Below are 15,438 nucleotides of genomic sequence, written 5' to 3' on the forward strand. Positions count from 1 at the left end.
GGGGGGTGGGTCCAATCGGAGGGGGCGGGCGTTCGGGCCGGGTCAGTGGGGGGCGGTGCCCGTGGCGGTGAAGCCGAGCAGCATCACGTACGCGTCCGGGTCGACGCGGAAGCGGTTCCAGCGGTCGGCGGCCAGCGCGAACTCGCCCAGGCTCACCACGCCGGCGGCCACGAGCGGCTGGAGGCGGCCGGGGCCCAGGTGCGGGGCGAAGGCCTCGACGGGGTGGTCGTCGTTGGTGGTGGCGAACGGGCGCAGGGCCACGTCCTCACAGCCCGCGCCGCGCAGCAGCCGGGTCAGGCGGCGTCCGACGGTCCGGTCCCCGCCCGCCGAGGTCTGCGCTCGGGCCAACTTGCCGTGGATCTCGGCCAGTTCGGGGTAGGCGGGCTCGGCCAGGCCCCAACAGGAGGCGTCGACCTCGGTCACGGCGATCCGCCCGCCGGGCCGCAGCACGCGCAGGGCCTCGGCGAGTACGGCCTGCGGGTCGGCCAGGTGCTGGAGTACGTACCGCAGCAGCACGAAGCCGGCCGAGTCGTCGGGGAGCGGCAGGGCCGCGCCGTCGGCGACCAGGAGTTCGGCTCCGCAGCCGGCGGCGTGGGCCAGCAGGTCGCCGTCGATGTCCACGGCGGTGTGGGCGAGGCCGGGCAGGGCGGCGCGCAGCCGGCGGGTGACCGCACCGGAGCCGGCGCCGATCTCGACGAACGGGCCGGAGTGCGCGTCCAGGCCCGCCTCGCGCAGGATGCGCAGCTCGGCGCCGAACGACAGCTCGGCCTGGGCCTCCAGGCGGGCCAGTTCGCCGGTGAGCCCGCCGGCCGTGGTGGCGGCCGGGTCGTACGAGCCGCCGACCGGGCCGGTACGGGTGCCGGTGCCGGTGCCCGCCCGGCCTCCCGGGTCTGTCGGGGCCGTCGGGGCCGTCGGGGCCGTCGGGGTCGTCGGGGCCGGCGCAGCCGTCGGGGGAATCGTGGTCATCGGGGCCTCGCAGTCATCCGCATGCCGTGCTTGGGTCGCAGGGTCACCAGGGCTTCCGGCTCCACCGGGAAGCCGGGCTCCAGTTCGAGGCGGGTCGCGCGCATCAGGACGGCCAGCACCAGCGTGGCCTCGATCAGGGCCAGGTGCCGGCCGATGCAGATGCGCTCGCCCCCGCCGAAGGGCAGGTAGAGGTGGCTGGGCAGGTCGGCGTCCTCGAAGCGGTCGGGTACGTACGCATCGGGCCGGTCCCAGTAGTCGGGGTGCCGGTGCAGCACCCACTGGCTGACGCACACCAGCGTCCCGGCGGGGATCTCGTAACCACCCACGGTGTCGGGGCCCTTGGCGCGCCGGGAGATGAGCCACACCGGCGGGTAGAGGCGCATGGCCTCCTCGATCGCGCGCCGGCAGTGCACCAGGTCGGGCAGGTCGGCCGCGGTGGGCGTGCGGTCCCCGAGGACGGCGTCGATCTCCGCCCGGACCTTCTCGGCCTCCTCCGGGTGCCGGTCGAGCAGGTACAGGGTCCACGTCAGGGCCTTGGCCGTGGTCTCGTGGCCCGCCATGACCAGGGTGAGCACCTGGTCGCGCAGTTCCTCGTCGTCCAGTTCGCCGATCATCGCGTCGAGCAGGGACGCGGACCCGTGCGCGGGGGGTTGTCCGCCGGCGACCGCCCGTCGGGAGGCGATGACGGTGCGGGCGATCAACTGGAGGAACATGCGCGCCTGTACGTATCCCTTGCGCCGCAGCGCCGTGTCCGCGGGATCCGGGTCGGGGGTGGGTACGTAGTGCCCCATGAACCGGTTGGCGGCGTCGACCGCGCGCCCGAAGCCCTCGCCGGCCGCGCCCAGGTCCACGCCGAGTACGGCGCGGGTGAGGATCGCCAGGGTCAGCGAGGTCAGGTGGTGTTCGACGGGGAGGGCACTGCCGTCCCGCACGGCCGGCTGCCAGCGCGCCAGGAGGGCTTCGGTCTCCTCGGTGATGATGCTGTCGAAGGTGGCGACCTCGGTGCGCCGGAAGGCGGGGGCGCACTGCCTGCGCTGGCGGACCCAGTCGGCTCCGTTGCTGGTCAGCAGCCCGTTCCCGAGGAGGGGCCGCAGCATCGCGTCGTCGGGGGTGCCGGCCTTCGTGTAGTTGGCGGTGTTGTCCTTCAGTACGTGCCTGGCCAGCTCGGGCCGGTGCAGCATGACCACCCGCTCGCCGTCTCCGACATGGCTGGTGATGTCGCCGTGGCGACGGTTCATTTCGGTCACGAAGGCCAGCGGGTCGGCACGCATGAGTGCCATGTCCACAGGGGTGTCCGGCCCCGGTGGGACGGTGCCCGCCGGTGCGGTGGTGGCTGTCACGTGAACCTCCGTGGATGGCTTGATCCGATGTACGTACGCCCCCTGCGCAAGCCGGCCCCGCGATACGTACCGGATATCGGTAATTCCGTAATCGCCGTGGGAATTACCCCGGTTGTGCTCCCGGCAGGCGCCGTGCGGCGCCCTGCGTGAGAGCATGCCTACGCAGGCAGGGCAACCGTGCCTGCGGGCGCGGGTGGTTCGGCCACAGTAACTCCCGGAAAGAATCGGCTCAATGCTTATTGGGAGTAGCCGGATACTCATCGCCCGAGGGTCTTCGGATTACGTTTCATTGCGTCTTGGCCGGGCGGTTCTCGCCGTGTGAATCTTGCTTCGTCGCCGGCTGGGCGGCCGCACCGAATCCGCAGCAATCGCAAGGAATGGAGAGTCCACATGGCACTCGACCCGCAGCAGCGCGCTGAGTTCGTGAACTCCTACACCCGGGTTCTCATCAGCGCCTGGTCCGACGAGGCGTTCTCCGCCAAGCTCGCCTCGGAGCCGCGGACCGCGCTCGCCGAAGCCGGCCTGGAGCTCCCGGCCGGTGCCGAGGTCGTCATCGTCACCCAGGCCCCCGACGGCCACGAGCAGGGCGACCTGGACGTCCAGGTCGCCTTGTGGGAGACGGGTCTGGAGACCGGTCGCTACGAGTTCCACATCCCCGCGACCCCGACGGTCGACGCCGTCGAGCTCAGCGAGGGCGACCTGTCCGATGTCGCCGCCGGCGTGCTCGACGCCTGCAACTACTGCTGCTGCCCCTGCTGCTGCTGCACCTGACAGGCGCTCGCACCCCTTCCCACTTCGCTGGAGCGACCCATGTCCCCTGCGCCGACGGCACATCCTGTTTCCGTACGCGGGCTTTCCAAGCGATACGGTGACTTCCAAGCCGTGAGCGACATAAGCCTCGATATTCATCGTGGCGAAGTGTTCGCACTGCTCGGACCCAATGGCGCTGGAAAGACCACGACTGTCGAAATTCTGACGGGAGTGCAAAGACGCACCGGTGGAGACGTGCGGGTCCTCGGCCGTGATCCGGCCGAGGACCCGCGGGAATGGCGGGCGAAAATAGGTGTGGTGCCCCAGACGGCGGGCGCCTACTCCGATCTGACCGTGAAAGAAGTCGTCACGCATTTCGCCGCCATGTATCCGGCCCCGTTGCCGGTCGGCGAGGTGCTGGGGATGGTGGGGCTCGGATCACTCCACTCGCGCCGGGCCTCCGCGTTGTCCGGCGGTCAGCAACGCCGTCTGGACGTCGCGGTCGGCGTCATCGGCGATCCCGAACTGATCTTCCTGGACGAGCCGACCACCGGCCTGGACCCGGTGGCCCGCCGTGAGGCGTGGGAGCTCGTCCGGTACTTCGCCGACCGTGGCCGTACGACCGTCCTGACCACGCACTACCTCGACGAGGCGGAGGAACTGGCCCAGCGGGCCGGCGTCGTCGTGGGCGGCCGGCTCGTCGAGTACGGGCCGCTGGCCTCGTTCGGCGGCCGTGACCAGACGCCCGCCACCGTCTCGTTCCGACGCGGCGAAGCACTGGGCGGCGTCGCGCTGCCCGCGCTGCCGCCCGACACCGAGGTGGTGCCGTCCGGACCGGGGACCGTGACGCTGCGCACCGCCGCGCCCTCGCACGCGCTGAGCCTGCTGCTGCCCTGGGCGCGCGAGGCGGGCTCGTCGGAACTCGCGGACCTGCGCGTGCACCGGCCCACCCTCGAAGAGATCTACCTGAGTCTGATCGACAGGGAGAGCAGGGAGACCGCTGCATGACCGCGACCGTGCCCGAAACCAGGACCGCCACCCCGGACTCGTCCGGTGACCGGGCGATCCGCCCGGCCGAAGCCGTGCGCGCGCGCCCTCGCGCGCGCGGTGCGAGAGGGTACGCGCGGGCCTGCGCGGCGCGTTCGTCGGTCGAGCTGAGAGCGTTCTTCCGCAACAGGCAGTCCCTGGTGTTCACCCTGTTCTTCCCGGTGATCCTGCTCGTCGTCTTCGGCTCGATCTTCGAGGGGAAGGTCGAGGGCACCGACACGGACTTCCGGCAGGTCTTCATGGCCGGGGTGATCGCGGCGGGCGTCATGAGCACCGCGTTCTCCGGCCTGGCCATCAACGTGGCCATCGAGCGGGACACCGGCACCATCCGCCGCCTCGCCCTGACCCCGATGCCCAAGTCGGCGTACTTCGTGGGCAAGCTCGTCCGCGTGGTGGTCACCACCGTGCTGGAGACGATCCTGCTCATCGGCATCGCCGTGGCCGCGTTCGGGCTGCCCCTGCCGCAGACCGCCGAGCGGTGGAGCACCCTGGCGTGGTGCCTCGCGCTGGGCACTGCGGCGTGCGCGCTGGCCGGCACCGCCTACAGCGCGCTGATCCCCAACAGTCGTTCCGCCGCTGCCGTGGTGACGCCCGTCTTCATGGTCCTGCAGTTCATCTCGGGCGTGTTCTACCCGTTCGAGAACCTGCCGCTGTGGATGCAGAACACCGCCGCCCTGTTCCCCGTGAAGTGGATGGCCCAGGGCTTCCGTTCGGTGTTCCTGCCGGACTCCTTCGCCGTCGTGGAGCCGGCCGGGTCCTGGGAACCGGGCCGCATCGCCCTGGTCCTGGCGCTGTGGGCGGTCGGCGGTCTGCTGGCGACCGGACTGACGTTCGGCTGGCGCGGCCCGCGGGTGCGCTGAGCGGCCACCCCGATGACAACGGTGGACAGCGGTTGACAGCGGCCGTGCGGGAGCCGGGCGAGAAGAGTGCCGTGACGAGGAGAACACGTACATGACCGAGGTTGCCGGGCTGCCCGCCCACCTGGCCCACCCCTTCAGCCCCGCCGGACGGGTCGACCCGTACCCGGCGTACGCGTGGCTGCGGGCCCACGACCCCGTGCACCGCGACCCGATGACCGGCATGTGGCTGGTCACCGGGCACGCCGACTGCGCGGCCCTGCTCAAGGACCCGGCGTTCTCCGCGGCCTCGGGGCAGCGCGAGCGGTCCCGGGACGACGACCTGCCGGTGTCCATGCTGACCACGGACGGCGTCGACCACACCCGGCTGCGCGCACCCGGCGCCCTGCTGCTGGGTCCGGCCGCCCTGACGTCCGTGGCCGACGCCATCGCCGCCGACGCCGACGCCCTGCTCGACCGGGCCGTGGAGCGCGGCGTGCCCGTCGATGCCGTGGAGGAGCTGGGCGCGCCGCTGGCCACCGCCGTGCTGGCACGGCTGTTCGGCCTGCCCGAGGACGGGCTGGGGACGCTGGCCGCACTGGCCCGTGCCGCGTCCGTCAACCTCGATCCGCTCGCCCCGCCGCACGTCGCGCGCCTGGGCCGCGCCGCCATGGGCGAGCTGACCCGGTTCCTCGACGCCCACACCGACCGGGTGGACCCGCACTGTCCGCTCGGCCGGCTCGCCGCCGACTCGCGGCTGACCCGGCAGGAGATGCTCGGCGTCCTCGGCCTGACCGTCGTGGGAGGCTGGCAGCCGCTGGCCGAGGCTGTCGGCAACGCCCTGTACTGGCTGCTGCCGCGCCCCGAGGTACGCGCCGCGCTGCGGGACGCCGGCCCGGACGCGGCCGAGACGGCCGTCGACGAACTGCTGCGCCTGGAGGCGCCGATCCCCTTCACCGCCCGCGTCACCGTCCGCGACGCGGAGCTTCCCGGCGGGCGCGTCCCGGCCGGGCAGCGGGTCCTCGCGGTGCTCGCCGCCGCCAACCGGGACCCCGCCGTCTTCGCCGACCCCGGCAGCCTGGTGTGGGACCGGCGGCCCAACCCGCATCTCGCCTTCGGCGGCGGCCCGCACTTCTGTCTGGCCGCCCGCCTGGTCAGGCAGTCCGGCGCGGTGCTGCTCGGCAGGATCGTCCGCCGCTTCCCCGAGGCCGTCATCGCCGGCCCGGACCCGCGCTGGGCGCCGTCCCTGATCCCGCGCCGCCTCACCGCTCTCCCCGTCGACCTGGGCACGGACGTACGGGACGGGATCGCGCCGCACGCGGACGTACGGGACGCGTCCGGGCTGGAGGGCGCACATGCCTGAGGTGGTGGTGATCGGAGCCGGGGTCGCCGGGCTGGCCTGTGCCCGGCGCCTGGCGCAGGCGGGCGTCGACACCCTCGTCCTGGAGGCCCGGCCCCGGATCGGCGGGCGCGTCCGCACGTTCCGCCCGGCCGACGGCGGTCCGGCCCTCGAACTCGGCGCGCAGGTCGTGCACGGCGACCGGAACCCGGCCCACACCGTCCTCGGCCCGCTGCCCGCCGCGCCCCGCCCGTCGGCGGCGTACGTCGTGTCCGGGCGCGTCGCCCGCCCCATGGGCGTCCTCGCCCGCGGTGCGAACCCGCCGTGGCTGCTGGAGGGCAGGCTCGCGGGCTACGCCCCGGCCCCCGACGGCCCCGGCGGCGGGCTCAGCGTCGGCGGCTGGCTGGCGGCGAGCGGCGCCGCGCCCGCCGAGGCGGCCACGGCTCGCGAGTGGCTGCGCCAGACCTGGGCCGCGGACCCCGACCGGCTCGACGCCGCCGGGGTGGCGACGGCGGCCCGCCAAGACGGCGGCGGCCGGGGCGAGTTCACCGTCCCCGGCGGCCTGGACCTGCTGCCCCACACCCTCGCCGAAGGTCTGGACGTGCGCACCGGCACCCCCGTCCGCCGGATCGCGGCCGACCCCGAACGTGGCGTGCGCATCGTCACCGGTGACGGCGAACTCACCGCGGACCGGGCGGTCCTCGCCGTACCGCCCGCCGTGGTCGCCGGCGGGCTGCTCGCCGTCGACGGGCTCGGCCCGGAGAAGACCGCCGCCGTGAGGGCGCTCGTACCCGGCGACGGCTTCTGCGCCGTGGTGACCCTGACCGGCCCGGCCCCCGAGACGGCCGCCGTGTTCGACGCGGACGGCGTCGGCGGGTTCGTCTCCTGCCGGGAGGGCCGCCCCGAGGTGCTGATCGTCGCCAAGTCCGCCGCCGCCGCGTGCGTCCGGGAGGCGGCCGGGTCCGCGGTCCACCTCGCCGGGCTGCTGGCCGTGGCGCTGCCGTGGACCAGGGGCGTGGCGGTCGTGGACGTCGAGACCGCCGACTGGTCCGCCGACCCGTACAGCGGCGGGGCGTTCTGCGCGCCGGGACCCGGCACGGACCGGGCGGCCCGGGACTGGGCCCGTCCCCTGCACGGGCGCGACGGGTGGCTGTTCTTCGCGGGGGAGGCCGCCGTGACCGGGCGGGCACTGCCGTGGTTGCAGGGTGCGTACGCCGACGGGCGGCGCGCCGCACAGGAAGTTCTGGAGGCGGGGAAGCAGTGAGCGTGAACGTCCATTCGGGGTGGTACCTGGCCGCCTTCGCGTCCGAACTGAAGGGCGAGGTAGTGCCGTTGGACATCGGCGAGCGCCGTCTGGTGGCGGTGCGCACGGAGGGCCGCCTGCGCGTCCACGATGCCGACTGCCCGCACCGCGGCGCCCACCTCGGCCACGGCGGCCGGGTGGAGGGCGGCTGCCTGGTGTGTCCCTTCCACGGGCGGCGCATCGGGCTGGGGCAGCCCTCGGGTGAGGGCAGCCGGCCCTGGGTGCGCGAGCACGAGGTCGTCGAGTGCGGCGACGCCGTCTTCGTGCGCCTCACCGACGGGCCGGACGACGACCGCGGGCTGCGCACCGTACTCAAGGGACTGGCCGACTCGATGCCGCTGGTCAAGGCGGTGGAGCGGCCGGTGGCCGCGGCCGCGGACCTCGTCGTCGAGAACGCCTTCGACACCGACCACTTCACGGCGCTGCACAAAGTCCACCGGATCCGCGGCATGAGGCATTCCACGGGTGTGCACGGCGAGTTGGTGATGGACGGGGAGTTCCCGATGTCGGCCTCGCCCTGGGCCGGCCGCGGCAGGGCGGCGGCGCAGCCGTACGTTCCGCGCTTCCACGCGCGCGCGTACAGCCCCGGTGTCGTCGTCACGGAGTTCGGGCCCGCCGACGAGGTGCACGTCATCGTCACCGGCGCCGTGCCCGACGGGCGCGGGGGCTGTGTCGCCCGGGTCGCCGTCGGCGTGCGCGAAGGCCGCGAGAACCAGCTGCCCATGCTGGTCGCCGGCAGCGAGCGGGCCCTCGCCGAGGACATCGCCGTCTGGGAGCACCTCAACCCGCGGGTGACGCCCCGCTACGACGCGGCCGACGCGGCCGTCGTCGCGTACCGGGAGTTCTGCGCGGGCTTCGCCGAACTCGCCGTCGGGGAGGCACCGTGACCGTGCCCGAGACGGCGACCGGCAGCGCGACCGGCGCCGATCACCGTGGGGACCGCACCGGCGGCCCCGGCGGCGACGGGCGCCACGTCTCCCGCGAGCCGCTGCCCGGCGAGCGGGAGGGCGCGTACGACGGGCTGCGCACCCTGACCTACGGCAGCGGGCCCACCGTGCTGTGGGTGCACGGCTACACCATGGACGCCACCCTGTGGCGGCCCTTGTGGCGGCTGCTCCCCGGGCTGCGCCACGTCGGCGTGGACCTGCCGGGACACGGCGGCTCCGAGGCGCTGCGCCCCGGGCTGACCATGCCGGAACTCGCGGCACGCGTCATGGGTTTGGCCCGTGAGCAGAAGGCCCGGCGGTGGGCGGGCCTGTCCTTCGGGTCGACCGTCGCGCTGGAGATGGCGCTCGCGTACCCGGACGAGGTCGACCGGCTCGTCGTGGGCGCGCCGACCCCGGCCGGCGGGCCGCCCGATCCGGCGGCCCGGAAGCGGTACATCGAGATGCTGATGCTGCGCCGGATGCGCGGGGCGGAGGCGGCCGAGCTGTTGGCCGATCTGTGGATGGCGGCGCCGCCGGACATCTTCCGGGGCACCGAGGCCCATCCGGTGCTCCGCGCCGAGCTGAGGTCCGTCGTGGCCCGCCACTCCTGGGCCGAGCTGGACAGCGGCGCGATGGCGGGGCTCAGCACGCACGTGCACTCCGGGGAGGACCTGGCACGGATCACGGCCCGTACGTTCGCACTGACCGGCAGCGCCGACATGCCCGTATTCCACGACAATGCCGCTTTGTTGTCCCGAGTGGTACCCCGCTGCCGCAACCATGTACTGCCCGACGCGGGTCATTTGCCCTTTCTCGAACAGCCGTGGGCCGTGGCGCCGCTGCTGCTGGACCACCTGTTGGCCTGTTAGCCACTTAATGGGCCTTCCGATACCCGTATAAAGTGATCAAGGAATGCACATCGGGGGGGTCGGGGGACATGCCGATATTCATGCTTGAGTTCTTTGGGTCGATCCTCCAAGTGATGGGGCTGGTCGAGCAGTCCGACCTCGCCTTTCACTTCGGCCGACATCTGATCGAGGAACGGGCCGAGCCGGTGCGGAACGCCGTGAGCCTGCATTTCGCCTCGCACACCGGGGCGGGTCAGGGAGGGCGCGAGGTGCGCGTGCTCGATGGCGAGGGGCGCGTGCTACGCCGCTGGGCCTACCACGGCATAGGCGGAATCCCGCCAGTTTTGCCGCCCTTCGCCGTCATGGAGCACCCGTACGCGGTCGTTCAGGCCGCCGTGCTGGCCAAGGGCGCCGGCGTGGTGGCGCTGGTCGGCGGCATCGGTTCGCCGCGGAACTCCGTGGCGCTCGCCCTGGGCGCACGCGGGTGGCGCATGGTTTCCGGCCAATACCTGGTCGTCGACCGCGTCACCGGGGAGACACTGCCCTACCAACTGCCCCTCGAACTGAGGGGCCCCGCCCTGGAGGCCGCCCGGGCCGCCGGCCTCACCGACGCCCCCGGCAGCGACGCACGAACGGTGTGTTCGCCGCTGACGGGCCCGTCCGTCATGGTCCGCCCGGAGCGGCTGATCGCCACGGCGGACATCCGCGAACGGCTCGGCCCGGCCACACTCGTGCGGCTCTGCAGCACGGGCGCGCAGCGGTCCCGGCTGGAGGACTGGAACTTCGCCGCCTCGGTGTGGCCCCCGGACGCCTCGGCCGACCCCGCCTTCGCGGCCACCCCCCGCATGCGCCTGCTGCTGCCCGAATCGGGCGCCGCCGAAGAGGCCGCCGACCTGCTCGACGGACGACTGACCGCGACCACCCCGAAGGGAACCGCGCCGTGCCCCGCCGTACCTCCTACGTTGACGGAACTCCTTGCTGGATCGACCACGTAGGCGTCGACCCCACCGGTGCCAAGGACTTCTACGCGGCCCTCTTCGGCTGGGAGTTCCGGCCCGAGGGCGGCCGGGGCTACCACCTGGTGCTGCTCGGCGGCGAGATCGTCGGCGGCCTCGGGCCGAGCCCGGCCGGACCGCGCTTCGGCTCCGCGTGGACCGTGTACCTCGCGGCGAAGGACCTCGACGCCGCGGGGCGGCGGGCCGAGCTGCACGGCGCCCACGTGGTGGTGGCGGGCGTCCCGGCCGGCGGCAACGGCCGCCTCAGCCTCGCCGTCGACCCCCTGGGCGCCGCCTTCGGGCTGTGGCAGGGCGCCCACGACGAGGGCGTGGTGGTCGTCGACGAGGCCGGCGCGCTGACCGGCGCCGCCCTGCACACGCCGCGGCCGGGTGAGTCGGGCGACTTCTACCGGGAGGTCTGCGGCGCCCGGCCGGAGACCGAGGAGGCGGCGGACGCGCGTTGGGTGCCGCGGTTCGGGGTGGCCGACACCGGCACCTTCGAGGTCCTCGCCCGCGCGGCGGGCGCCCGCGTCCTCGCCCCGGGACTGCTGAGCGACCCCTGGGGAGCGGTGTTCGGCGTGACGGACGGCCTCGGCACCGCCTGAGGGCCGCCCCGCCATCCCTGGCGGATCGGGGCACGGCATCGGAACCGCCCCTCGCCACCGCCGATTACGCAATCCGTCGGATACGTAATCCCTCGCTGCGCATCGCCTCCGGTTCATTCGCGCTGCTCGTCGTGCGAAGGTCGATTCGGCCGAAGAAAAGACGGAGCGAGACATCCGCTGTAAAGAATTCCCGCGCTCGCGTACGACGCATGGAATGCGGTGGAATTCCGTACGGGAAAGGCGAAAGCGATGGCATCCGAGATCGTGGTCATGGGTGGTGGGCCGGCCGGCTCCATTGCCGCGGCGCTGCTGGCCCGCCAGGGCGCGCGCGTGAGACTGCTGGAGCGTGCCCATTTCCCGCGGTACCACGTCGGGGAGTCCGTGGCGACGTCCTGCCGGTCCATCATCGAGTTGGCCGGCGCGCTGGAGAAGGTGGAAGAGCGCGGCTATCAGGTCAAGGAAGGCCTGCTGCTGCGCTGGGGCGCCGAGCGCGACTGGGTCGTCGACTGGCCCGAGATCTTCGGCACCGACGCCCGGACCTCCTGGCAGGTCGACCGCGCGGACTTCGACGACGTCCTGCTGCGCCACGCCGCCTCCCAGGGCGTCGAGGTCATCGAGGGGGCCCAGGCCCGCACGGTGCTCTTCGAGGACGGCCGCGCGGCGGGCGTCGAGTGGACCCACGAGGGCCGGGAGCACACGACCCGCGCCGACCACGTGATCGACGCGACCGGCCGGGCAGGCCTGTTGTCGGTGCGCCACCTCGACAACCGCACGCCCCACGACGTGTTCCGCAACGTGGCCGTCTGGGGCTACTACCAGGGCGGCGCGCTGCTGCCGCGCACCCCCCGCGGCGGCATCAACGTCATCTCCGCGCCCGAGGGCTGGTACTGGGTCATCCCGCTCAAGGACGACGTGTACAGCGTCGGCTTCGTGACCCACCAGGACCACTTCCTCAGGCGCAAGCAGGGCCACGCGGCGGGCGCGGCGGGCATGGAGGCCCTGTTCCTGGACGCGGTACGGGAGTCGGAGACCGTGCGCGAGCTGGTGGCGGACGGCGTGTTCCGGCACGACGTGCGCGTCGAGCAGGACTTCTCGTACACGGCGGACAGCTTCTGCGGGCCCGGCTACTTCCTCGCCGGCGACTCCGCGTGCTTCCTGGACCCGCTGCTGTCGACCGGCGTCCACCTCGGCATGTACAGCGGCATGCTCGCCGCCGCGTCGATCACGGCGATCGACGCGGGCGAGGTGACCGAGGACGAGGCGCTGTCCTTCTACGAGGCGCTCTACCGCAACGCGTACGCCCGCATGTTCTCGATGGTGGCCGGGTTCTACGAGCAGTACCGCGGCAAGTCGACGTACTTCTGGCTCGCCCAGCGTCTCGCCCGCGGCCGCCACCCCGAGCTGATGGCCCGCCCGGAGAGCCCGGACCCGATGCGCTCCGCGCCGGACAGCGGGGCGTTCGCGGCGCTCACCGCCGGCGTCCTGGACCTCGACGACGCGCGGCGGGCGGGTGGCGCCGGCCCGCTGCCCGCCGACGTCCTGGCCGACCGGGTGTCCGGGCGGCACGACATCGGCGGCCACGACACGGCGACGGGGCTGTACCTGACGACCACCCCCCGGCTGGGCATAGGCCGGGCAGGGCGGTCCGCGGAGGCGGCGCGCACCTGAGCGCCGATCCGCAGGAGACGGATCGGGTGGGCGGGGCCCGGTGGCCCCGCCCACCGCCCGGTGTCACACGGGCAGTTCCTCGCCGATCGCGCCCGCCAGCTCGTGTCGGCTGTGGATGCCGAGCTTGCGGTAGATGCGGCCCAGATGGGTGTCGACGGTGCGCTTGCTGAGGAACAGCTTCTCCGCGACCTCCAGGCTGGAGCTGCCCCGCACCACCAGCTCGGCCACCCGCTGCTCCGCCGGGCTCAGCAGGGTGCGCTCGCGCCCCGGCCGGGGCCTCGGCGCCGCGCCCTGCTCCCGGGGTGCGCCGTCCAGGATCGTGGCCGAGGCGGACTCCTCGCCCAGGGCCCGGTACGAGGCGGCCGCCTGGGCCCGCCAGGTCACGCAGCCGGGGTGGGTGATGCCGCGCAGCGCGAGCCGGTGGCCGCAGTCGAGGAACAGGCTCACGGCGGTGGCGTGGTCGCCGAGGGCCGCGGCGACCGTGCCGTGTGCCTGGAGGGAGAGCGCCTTGATGAACGGGTGGGCGTCCCCGGCCGCCGGTTCGTCGGTCAGCAGGGCGGCCGCCTCGGCGGCCCGGCCCAGGCCCACGAGGGCGCGGGCCCCGGCCGCGACGGCCGCGACGGCCAGGGCGGGGGCGTTCAGCCGGCGGGCGAGGTGCAGCGCGGCCTCGGCGTCCGTGTGCGCGTCGGTGTGCTCGTCCCGGCGGTGGCGGACCTCGCTGCGTACGAGGTGGGCGAGCAGGGTGGTGGCGAGGTCGTCCGACGCGCGCGACATGCTGATCAGCCGGTCGGCGAGGGCCGCGGCCCCGTCGAGGTCGCCTGTCCAGGTCAGGGCCAGGGCGGCGCCCACCGGGCCGGCCGCCGACCCGGGCGCCGTACCCTCCGGTGCGCCGGCCGGGCCGGCCGCGACCCGCAGGGCCATCCGGCGCGCGGTGCCGAGCCGACCGCCGGCGGCGGCTGCTGCGGCGAGCGCCCCGGCGAAGACGTGCGCGGCCGGGTCCCCCGGGTCGGCGGCGGCGAGCCGGGCCGCCCGGCGCAGACCGGAGCGGTGCCCGGTGAGCAGGGTCTGTGCGGTCAGCCGCAGCAGGTGTTCGCGCGGCGGCGCGGGCAGTGCCGCCAGTTCGCCGCAGACCCGGACGAACGGCTGGGCGCCTTCGACCCGGGAGACGAGCGCGGGGGAGGCGAGCCGGGCCAGGGCCTCGGCGCGCCGGACCGGACCCAGCGGGCTGTCGGCCGCGGCCGCGGCCTGCCGGGCGCAGGCGTCGAGGTCGCGGTGGAGTTCGACGGCGCCGAGCCGCACCGTCAGGTCAAGAAACGATTCCTCACGTTCCCGGGCCTCCTTCGCCGCGCTCTCGTCGCCGTCCGCCACGGGCACGCCGCGCTGCTCCGACAGGGTGAGCGCACGCCGCAGGTAGCGGGCCGCGGACTCGTGGTCGCCGACCCCCGCGGCCTGGATGCCCGCACCGCGCAGCACGTCGATCCCCCAGTCGCAGCCCGCCAGGATCAGTTGGTCCGCCGTCTGCCGGGCCGGGGCGCCGAGCCGAGCCAGTACGGTCGCGGCACGCCCGTGCAGCAGCAGCCGCTCGTGCGCCGACACCCGGGCGAGGACGGCGGGCCGGACCGCCGTGTGCGTGAAGCGGCCGGGCGCACCCACTCCCAGGAGCCCGGCCCGTACGAGCGTCTCGCGTGCCTGCTGGTCGTGCACCTCGCCGTGCTTGGAGAGCGCGGCGCACACGGCCGGGTCGGTGTCGGGGCCCAGGACGGCCAGCTGCGTGAGCAGCTCACTCCCGCACGGGTCGTCCTCGTCGAGCCAGGCCAGCACGGTCTCCGAGAGGGCCTGCGCCCCGATCGGCAGCACCTGCTCGGGGTCGGGCGAGCCGGGCGGCACGTGGGTGCGCCGCAGCCGGGTCACCAGGTCGTGCAGCACGAGCGGGTTTCCGTGCGCGAGGGTGTGGCAGAGCGCCGCCAGCTCCTGGTCCACGGGGCTGTCGAAGGCGCGGTCGACCAGCTCGGTCGTACAGGTCGGGCACAGCGGCTCCGGCCACAGCCGCAGCAGGTAGGGCAGCGGGCCGAGCTGCTCCGCCACCTGTGCGGCGGCCGAGGCGGGCAACGTGGCCACCATCAGCACCGGCAGGTCGTCGAGCCGCCGGGCGATGTACGAGAACCAGCGCAGCGAGTGCGGGTCGGCGTTGGTCAGGTCGTCGACGAGGATGGCCACCGGCCGGTCGACGGCGAGGGAGCGGGTGGTCCGCAGGAGTCCCAGCAGGGCCTCGTGGGTCGGACCGGCTTCTCCGAGCCCGGGTACGGGCGCGCCGGGGCCGCCGGCCCCGCCGAGGACCGGGTCGAACAGCTGGCTCACCATGCTGTAGGGGAACTGGCTCTCGCTCGGATGGCAGCGCGCCCGCAGAATCAGGGCCCCGGGGGGCAGTAGTCGGGGCACCGCGTTCAACAGTGCGGACTTTCCTATTCCGCGAGGCCCGTGAATGGTGATCACGGTCGGCCGCCTCAAGGCGAGTTCACCGACGGCACCCTGAAGGAGGCCCATCTCACGCTCACGGTGGTACAGATCCCCGTTGGGTGAATGCATGGGGTCAATGTCGCATTGCGCAGGGTGCAGATCAAGCCAAAGGACAGTCTGAACAGTCCAGTTGGGCCGGGCTCTCACGGAAGAAACCGGATGGTTGAATTCCGCGTGAGTCGCCTCGCGGCCCGCGCGTTTCCCGGTACGTATGAAACACCGTCGGGCTACGTATTCGAAGGCCTTCCTGCGTATGAGGTGAAGCATTTACCCGGGGGTCGACCCCGTGTTTGGGTTG

The 15,438-nt window shown here is 73.8% G+C and carries 13 protein-coding genes; 10 read left to right on the forward strand and 3 right to left on the reverse strand.

Annotation, left to right across the window (positions count from 1 at the left end; translation table 11 throughout):
* Positions 1 to 42 precede the first annotated feature (42 nt).
* On the reverse strand, positions 43 to 966 hold the full coding sequence (locus tag ACQEVM_RS00660; protein WP_433073356.1) for a class I SAM-dependent methyltransferase: 924 nt from the start codon (positions 964 to 966) through the stop codon (positions 43 to 45).
* Positions 963 to 2,306, reverse strand: coding sequence for a cytochrome P450 (locus ACQEVM_RS00665; RefSeq protein WP_433073359.1), 1,344 nt, complete (start codon positions 2,304 to 2,306; stop codon positions 963 to 965). Before ACQEVM_RS00665 ends, ACQEVM_RS00660 begins: the two co-directional genes overlap by 4 nt.
* A 390-nt stretch (positions 2,307 to 2,696) precedes the next feature.
* Between ACQEVM_RS00665 and ACQEVM_RS00670 the strand changes: the two genes are divergently transcribed.
* From ACQEVM_RS00670 to ACQEVM_RS00715, 10 genes are all read left to right on the forward strand, one after another.
* Complete coding sequence (locus ACQEVM_RS00670) at positions 2,697 to 3,077, forward strand: hypothetical protein (protein ID WP_433073362.1); 381 nt, start codon at positions 2,697 to 2,699, stop codon at positions 3,075 to 3,077.
* 39 nt (positions 3,078 to 3,116) lie between these two features.
* Positions 3,117 to 4,064, forward strand: a complete 948-nt coding sequence (locus tag ACQEVM_RS00675) for an ABC transporter ATP-binding protein (protein ID WP_433073365.1) — start codon at positions 3,117 to 3,119, stop codon at positions 4,062 to 4,064.
* Positions 4,061 to 4,963, forward strand: coding sequence for an ABC transporter permease (locus ACQEVM_RS00680; RefSeq protein ID WP_433073368.1), 903 nt, complete (start codon positions 4,061 to 4,063; stop codon positions 4,961 to 4,963). Before ACQEVM_RS00675 ends, ACQEVM_RS00680 begins: the two co-directional genes overlap by 4 nt.
* A 91-nt stretch (positions 4,964 to 5,054) precedes the next feature.
* On the forward strand, positions 5,055 to 6,302 hold the full coding sequence (locus ACQEVM_RS00685) for a cytochrome P450 (protein WP_433073371.1): 1,248 nt from the start codon (positions 5,055 to 5,057) through the stop codon (positions 6,300 to 6,302).
* Positions 6,295 to 7,542, forward strand: coding sequence for a flavin monoamine oxidase family protein (locus tag ACQEVM_RS00690; RefSeq protein WP_433073374.1), 1,248 nt, complete (start codon positions 6,295 to 6,297; stop codon positions 7,540 to 7,542). The genes ACQEVM_RS00685 and ACQEVM_RS00690 overlap by 8 nt, the downstream gene beginning before the upstream one ends.
* 2 nt (positions 7,543 to 7,544) lie before the next feature.
* On the forward strand, positions 7,545 to 8,468 hold the full coding sequence (locus ACQEVM_RS00695) for a Rieske 2Fe-2S domain-containing protein (protein WP_433073377.1): 924 nt from the start codon (positions 7,545 to 7,547) through the stop codon (positions 8,466 to 8,468).
* A complete protein-coding gene (locus ACQEVM_RS00700; RefSeq protein WP_433073380.1) occupies positions 8,465 to 9,376 on the forward strand; it encodes an alpha/beta fold hydrolase in 912 nt (303 codons plus the stop codon). Before ACQEVM_RS00695 ends, ACQEVM_RS00700 begins: the two co-directional genes overlap by 4 nt.
* 80 nt (positions 9,377 to 9,456) lie before the next feature.
* Positions 9,457 to 10,350, forward strand: coding sequence for a hypothetical protein (locus ACQEVM_RS00705; RefSeq protein WP_433073383.1), 894 nt, complete (start codon positions 9,457 to 9,459; stop codon positions 10,348 to 10,350).
* Entirely contained in the window at positions 10,296 to 10,955 is a 660-nt protein-coding gene (locus tag ACQEVM_RS00710) for a VOC family protein (RefSeq protein ID WP_433073386.1), read from the forward strand. The genes ACQEVM_RS00705 and ACQEVM_RS00710 overlap by 55 nt, the downstream gene beginning before the upstream one ends.
* 249 nt (positions 10,956 to 11,204) lie before the next feature.
* Positions 11,205 to 12,623, forward strand: a complete 1,419-nt coding sequence (locus ACQEVM_RS00715) for an NAD(P)/FAD-dependent oxidoreductase (RefSeq protein WP_433073389.1) — start codon at positions 11,205 to 11,207, stop codon at positions 12,621 to 12,623.
* A gap of 63 nt (positions 12,624 to 12,686) precedes the next feature.
* Here the strand turns inward: ACQEVM_RS00715 and ACQEVM_RS00720 are convergent, their stop codons facing one another.
* Complete coding sequence (locus ACQEVM_RS00720; RefSeq protein ID WP_433073392.1) at positions 12,687 to 15,407, reverse strand: AAA family ATPase; 2,721 nt, start codon at positions 15,405 to 15,407, stop codon at positions 12,687 to 12,689.
* Positions 15,408 to 15,438 lie beyond the last annotated feature (31 nt).

Origin of the sequence: Streptomyces sp. CA-243310 (genome assembly GCF_050936775.1) — a bacterium.
GTDB lineage: Bacteria > Actinomycetota > Actinomycetes > Streptomycetales > Streptomycetaceae > Streptomyces.